The sequence below is a fragment of the Candidatus Binatia bacterium genome (genome assembly GCA_036382395.1).
GTDB lineage: Bacteria > Desulfobacterota > Binatia > HRBIN30 > HRBIN30 > JAGDMS01.
In genome coordinates this window covers 1-5504 of record DASVHW010000128.1, presented here as the reverse complement: position 1 = coordinate 5504, position 5504 = coordinate 1, and the positions used below count along the sequence as shown (strand labels likewise).

At 64.1% G+C, this 5504-nt stretch carries 7 protein-coding genes and 1 pseudogene; 4 read left to right on the top strand and 4 right to left on the bottom strand.

All coding sequences use genetic code 11. The annotated features are described in order from the left end of the window. The coding region (locus VF515_06065) for a hypothetical protein (GenBank protein ID HEX7407201.1) at nt 1-261 on the top strand (261 nt) is incomplete at its 5' end. Nucleotides 262-476: 215 nt separating this feature from the next. Here VF515_06065 and VF515_06060 read toward each other — a convergent pair. The 4 genes and pseudogenes from VF515_06060 to VF515_06045 all read right to left on the bottom strand — a co-directional run bounded on the left by VF515_06060 (nt 477) and on the right by VF515_06045 (nt 2896). Next, nucleotides 477-800 (bottom strand): nuclear transport factor 2 family protein, encoded by a 324-nt coding sequence (locus tag VF515_06060; GenBank protein HEX7407200.1) that lies wholly within the window; start codon nt 798-800, stop codon nt 477-479. 51 nt (nt 801-851) lie between these two features. Next, nucleotides 852-1589, bottom strand: a pseudogene (locus VF515_06055) (SDR family NAD(P)-dependent oxidoreductase). A gap of 220 nt (nt 1590-1809) precedes the next feature. Beyond that, the gene (locus VF515_06050) at nt 1810-2277 is read right to left on the bottom strand and encodes a hypothetical protein (protein HEX7407199.1); all 468 of its coding nucleotides are present in this window, start codon (nt 2275-2277) and stop codon (nt 1810-1812) included. A gap of 58 nt (nt 2278-2335) precedes the next feature. Beyond that, on the bottom strand, nt 2336-2896 hold the full coding sequence (locus VF515_06045) for a L,D-transpeptidase (GenBank protein HEX7407198.1): 561 nt from the start codon (nt 2894-2896) through the stop codon (nt 2336-2338). 120 nt (nt 2897-3016) lie between these two features. Here VF515_06045 and VF515_06040 point away from each other — a divergent pair, with 120 nt between their 5' ends. The 3 genes from VF515_06040 to VF515_06030 all read left to right on the top strand — a co-directional run. Beyond that, nucleotides 3017-3655, top strand: a complete 639-nt coding sequence (locus VF515_06040; protein ID HEX7407197.1) for a TetR/AcrR family transcriptional regulator — start codon at nt 3017-3019, stop codon at nt 3653-3655. Between the two features lie 11 nt (nt 3656-3666). Further along, nucleotides 3667-4683 (top strand): NAD(P)-dependent oxidoreductase, encoded by a 1017-nt coding sequence (locus tag VF515_06035; protein ID HEX7407196.1) that lies wholly within the window; start codon nt 3667-3669, stop codon nt 4681-4683. 161 nt (nt 4684-4844) lie between these two features. Next, nucleotides 4845-5504: FGGY family carbohydrate kinase (locus tag VF515_06030; GenBank protein HEX7407195.1), on the top strand; the 660-nt coding region annotated here is incomplete at its 3' end.

Here is a 5504-nt window from a genome sequence, read left to right as displayed (position 1 = left end):
TTCGTCGCCGGGCTGGTCGGGGAGCAGTTTGCCCTGCCCGAGGCTGTGGATGCGTTGCGCGCCGTGCGCCGCGCCAAGAGCGAGGATGAGGTGGCAGTGGTCAGCGCCAGCGATCCGCTCAATCTCGTCGGCATTCTGACTCCCGGGGCACGCGTGTCTCCATTCTCCAATCAGGTGATCGCGTATCGCAACGGCGTGCCGGTCGAGATCGGTGAGCGCGGCGCGGTGATCAGCGGTCTGCAGCAGGTCCTACGAGTTTGAGAAGAAATCTCCACAGATTCCAAACCCGTTCGTCCCGAGTAGCGCACGTCTTCTCAGGGTGCGTATCGAGGGACTGTTAGCTGCCGACCTGCCTTGCAAACCGCCCCTCGATACGCGGCCGAAAAGAACGGCCGCTACTCGGGGTGAACGGATAAGGGATTCGGTTTTGAATTCTTCACAAACTCTCTGCTAGGATGCCGTCCCGGATCGGCCGTTCACGGCCCGTGGTACACGCGCGAGTGGATGATCAGGCCGGCACCATTCAGCTCCAGCAATTCCAGCGTCGGCTCGTTGCTTCCGGTGTGCTGTGATTGGTACTCGATGGCGACGGTCCGAGGTCCAGTAGAGACCGAGATCGGCTCAAAGCGTAGCGCTGGATAGCGTTCAAGCGCGAGTCCGAAATATTCGGCGATAGCTTGTTTGCCGTGCAGCGTGTCGTTCTCCCCGCCGAGCGCCCGGACGCGCTTGCTGGTGTGGCGGGCGTCGGGGGTGTACAGGGCCAGAATGCGATTGAGGTCGTGCGCGTTCCACGCCTCCAGCCAGCGTTCGGCGATCGGAGCGGTGGCGATGATCTCGGTCGGCTGCAGCGGCCGCCGGTGTATCAGAATGGGCGCGGCCTGATCGGTGGGCATCAGCAGCAGCTCTTCGACGTTGACCCACGGGGGCCGGCTGGCGCACCAGACGATGGCTTCGGCCACGTCGGCCGCCGAGAGCGGCCGGGTGTTTTCGTACACCACCGCGGCGCGCTCGCGGTCACCGTGGAAGCGGACTTCGCTGAACTCCGTCGGCACCAGCCCGGGGTCGACGGTGCTGACGCGGATGCCGGTGCCCAGGAGGTCCAACCGCATTCCCTTATTCAACATACGCACGGCGGCTTTGCTGGCGCAGTAGACGTTGCCGCGCGGGTAGCTCTCGTGGCCGGCGACCGAGCCGATGTTGATCACGTGCCCGCGGCCGCGGGCGACCATGCCGGGCAGCACGGCGCGGGTCACGTACAGCAGGCCTTTGACGTTGGTGTCGATCATCTCGTCCCAATCGTCCTCGGAGCCTTCGTGCACGAACTCAAAGCCGCGCGACAGGCCGGCATTGTTCACCAGCACGTCGATATCGCCGAACGCCGGCGGAATCGCCGCCACCGCCTGATGCACCGCCGCGCGGTCGCGCACGTCGAGCCCGATCAGATGCGTGTCGGTGTGCAGACCGGCCGCCACCTCACGCAGCCGTTCGAGGCGGCGGGCGGCCAGCACCAACCGCACTCCCGAGAGCGCAAACGCACGCGCCGTCGCTGCTCCGATGCCGCTCGAAGCGCCGGTGATGAACACGACCATCGCTCCATCCTCCTCCCCGAGTTGTACTGGTGCGCGCCGGCGCAGCGCAAGCGTGCGTTACTTCATGCCGGTGGGATGATCCTTATCGAAGCCGTAGCTGCGGACGACCTCGGCGACCATTGCCTTCCCCTCCTTGAACCAAGCCCGCTCGGCCGGACCTTATCGATGGTGCAGTAGAAGCGCCAGTCCGACCGCGATACATTCCCACCCAGCGCGCGCCTCAGCCGACGTTATGCAGAATCCACGAGCCGATCAGCCGGCTCGCAGCGATCACCACAACGGCGACCGCGAGGTGCTTGCCTACCTCAGGCAGAGGGCTGACGCCGCGCGCCCGGGCGAGGGTGTAGGAAAGGCCGGCCAGCAAGAGAAAGCCCCACGCGAGCGCGAGGAGTTCGACATACGGATGGGGAAACATCAACACGATGAGCACGAAGGTGAGGACCACCACGACGCGCACCACAAAGTTCGCCAGGGTGGCCCTGAATGCCGCGCGTCCTGCCAGGCTCTCGGCTTCCTGGTACATGTGGATGCTCAGCGAATCGCTGATGTTGTCAGCTAGTGCAACGACGAGCAGGCTGCTCACGATCGTCGCCGTCCCCGCCGTCGCCGTCCCCAAGCCGATGATGATTCCCATGCTGGTGACGATGGCAGCTGTGCCGCCGAAGCTGAATGAGCGAGGGCTGATCATTGGCGACATCGGCCTCCGATAGCCGGCACGGGGAACGAACTCAATGAGTCGACCGCTGTCAGCGCTGGATGACCACCCGCGTGCCCATGGGAACGAGGTCGTACAGCTCGTCGACGTCGTGGTTGAACAATGACACGCATCCCTCGGTCCAGTTCTTTCCGCGCCGGTTCAGGCTCTCGTCCTCGGTGCCGTGAATGCCGATGGCGCCGCCGATCCCTGGCGCACCACGGCCGCGGGCGGGCAGTACCCCGTGGGTGCGGCTCCACGCGTAGATTTCCTCATTTGCCGGTGTCGGATAGTCGAGCATCATGAAGCGCGACCAGAACGGGTGAAAGTACTTGTTGACGATGTGGTACTCGCCTTCGGGGGTCCGGTGATCACCCTGATGGAGCTTCGCCCACACCGGGTCTTTTCCCAGAACGACCGGGTACACCTTGCGCAACTGCGTCCCTTCATAGAGCGACAACGTTCGTTCCGTCTTGCTTACCAGAATCCAGCGTTCCGGCGGTGGTGCCGGCGTGGCGACCGAGACTTCCGCCGGTGGCGGTGCGGCTGGCTGCTGTGCCGCGCATGCCGCCAATAACAGCATTCCCAGTGCCAGTGTCCCGAGTCTCCGCATCCTCGCTCCCCCGCGCCGCGTGGCCTGCATAATGGTCCAAGGATAATTCGCGCCGGGTTTCTTGACAACCGCAGCCGTCCTTCCTAAGAGGACTAGGTCGTTTGATTTAATCATTCGATCATGCGCTCGGCATTGCAAAAGGCGCGCGAAGCGCCGTCCTCCACGAAAGCGCGGATCCTCGCCGCGGCCGAGGAGGTGTTCGCCGCGAAGGGGTTTGCGGGGGCGTCGACGCGCGACATCGCGGCGAAGGCGCGGGTGAACATCTCCAGCCTGCATTATCATTGGGAGTCCAAGGAGACGTTGTACGTCGCCGTCTTTCAGAACATCTACGATCGCATCCTCGATCTGGTGCGCCGTTCGATCCCCGGCCGCGTGCGCAGCATGACGCCCGGGCCATCGGTCGTCGAGCAAGCCATGGGCGGGCTGTTCGACTTCTTCGCCGACCATCCCACCGTGCCCAAGCTCCTGGTGCGCCGGCTGCTCGAGAATGAAGAAAGTCCGGTGGACATCGAGCCTGACGTCCTCGTCCCCGCCTGGAAAGTGTTTGCCGCCTGGGCGGAAGAATTCAGCGGCCGTAAGCGGAGGGACGCCGACTTCCAGCTGTTCATGCTCACGGTCTACAGTGTGCTCTTGCTCTTCCTGCTGGACAGCCGCCAGTTCACCAGCCTGCTTGGCGGCAGCGTCTACACCCCCAAGGTCGGCAAGCGGGTACGGGCGCATATGATCAATATGGTGAAGACCCTGCTCGAGCGGACGTGAGAGGGTGGTGAATGAAGGCGTTGATCACCGCATCGTTCAGTGCTGACGGGCTGGCGCGCCTGCGGCGACACATGGAGGTTGAGTACGATGACTGGCGCACCAGCAAGCGCATCTATTACGACGGCCGGAAATTTGCCGCTCGCATTACGGCGGCTGGTGCCGATGTCCTCATCGTCGAGACCGACCTGGCGCACGACGAGGTGATCGATGCCTGTAATCTCAAATTGATTGGCTGCTGCCGCGGCGACCCCATCAACATCGGCGTCGAGCGCGCCACGGCGCGCGGTATCCCGGTGCTGTTTGCGCCGGCGCGTAACGCCGATGCGGTGGCGGACCTCACCATCGGCTACATGCTGGCGCTGGCGCGCCACATCTTCACCGTCAATACGCTGCTCAAGCAGGGGAAAATGCGCTTCGAGAGCACCGCGGACTATCTGGCGGCGTATGAACGCTACGGCGGCTTCGAGCTGGGAGGGGTGAGCGTCGGTATCGTCGGGTTCGGTGCCATCGGGCGTGGCGTGGCGCAACGGTTGCACGGCTTCGGGAGCCGAGTCGTTGCCTACGATCCTTTGGTTGCGGCCGCAGTCTGTCGGGCGCATCACGCCGAGCCCATGGGACTCGATGACCTCCTGCGGTGTGCGGACATTGTGACCGTCCACTGTCCGGAGTTGCCCGAGACCCAGGGCCTGATCGGTGCGGACCAGATCCGCCGGCTCAAGCGCGGATCGTATGTCTTGAACTTGGCCCGAGCCTCGATTGTCGACGAAGATGCGCTGTACGCCGCCCTGGTCGACGGGCACGTGGCTGGCGCGGCATTGGACGTCTTCCAGGACGAACCGGTGCAACCCGACAATCGTTTCGTCCGCCTCCCTAACGTCCTGGTATCGCCGCACCTCGGTGGGGCAACGCGTGACGTCGTGCGGCACCAAACCGACATGATTGTGGACGGCATCGAGGCATACCTGCGCGGCGAGCGGCCGTTGCACATCGTTAACCCGGAAGTGCTGACTAGAGGGCGTGAGGCATGAGACTCGTTGAGTGTGGGTCAAGATTCGTTCGCCTCAAGCCCCGGCATATGGCGTATGGCTCATGGCGTATGGTTCCTGACCATATGCCATATGCTATCAGCCATAGGCGCGAGGCACGCTTCGCCGGTCCGCGGCAGCGCCGCGCAAAAACTTAGGCCCACATGCCCGCTTTCGTGACCCTCGATGCCGGAACCGGCGGTGGCAAGTGTGTCATCTTCGACGCCGCCGGACGTGTGCTCGGGGTACACCGCGAGCCCTGGGGCTACGATCTCGAAGTCAACCCGGATCTGCCGTTTGTGAAGGCGTTCTCCTTTAGCGCGCCGGTGTTCTGGGACATTCTGTGTCGCTGTGCGCGCGCCGCGCTGGCCAAGGCGGCGATTGCTCCGGGCGATGTCGTTGGTATTGGCAGCACCAGCCAGCGCGAGGGATGCGTGTTTCTGGATGCGCACGGCGACGAGATCTACGCCGGTCCCAACCTCGATGCGCGCGGCTTCAACGAGGGCTTCGAAATCCTGGAGCGGTTGGGCGGGGAACGCCTGTATCGCATCACCGGGCACTCCGCGCCGTTCATCTTCCCGCTCGCGCGCTATCTCTGGTTCCGCAAGCGTGCGGCAGCGCCGGTGGCTCAGGTGCTCATGATCAGCGACTGGCTGACGTACCGCCTTAGCGGTGAGCTGGCTGCCGAGCCCTCCAACGCCACGGAGTCCATGCTGTTTGATCTGCAGCAGCGGTGCTGGTCGGACGAGATCCTCTCCATCTTCGACATCCCGCGCAGCGTGTTACCGCCGGTGCGGCAGTCAGGAGAGCAGGTTGGTGTGCTG

Bases quoted from the DNA above. Each gene is read 5' to 3' on its own strand.
- VF515_06040 (HEX7407197.1), top strand. From the start codon at position 3,017: ATGCGCTCGGCATTGCAAAAGGCGCGCGAAGCGCCGTCCTCCACGAAA.
- VF515_06050 (HEX7407199.1), bottom strand. From the start codon at position 2,277: ATGATCAGCCCTCGCTCATTCAGCTTCGGCGGCACAGCTGCCATCGTC.
- VF515_06035 (HEX7407196.1), top strand. From the start codon at position 3,667: ATGAAGGCGTTGATCACCGCATCGTTCAGTGCTGACGGGCTGGCGCGC.
- VF515_06045 (HEX7407198.1), bottom strand. From the start codon at position 2,896: ATGCGGAGACTCGGGACACTGGCACTGGGAATGCTGTTATTGGCGGCA.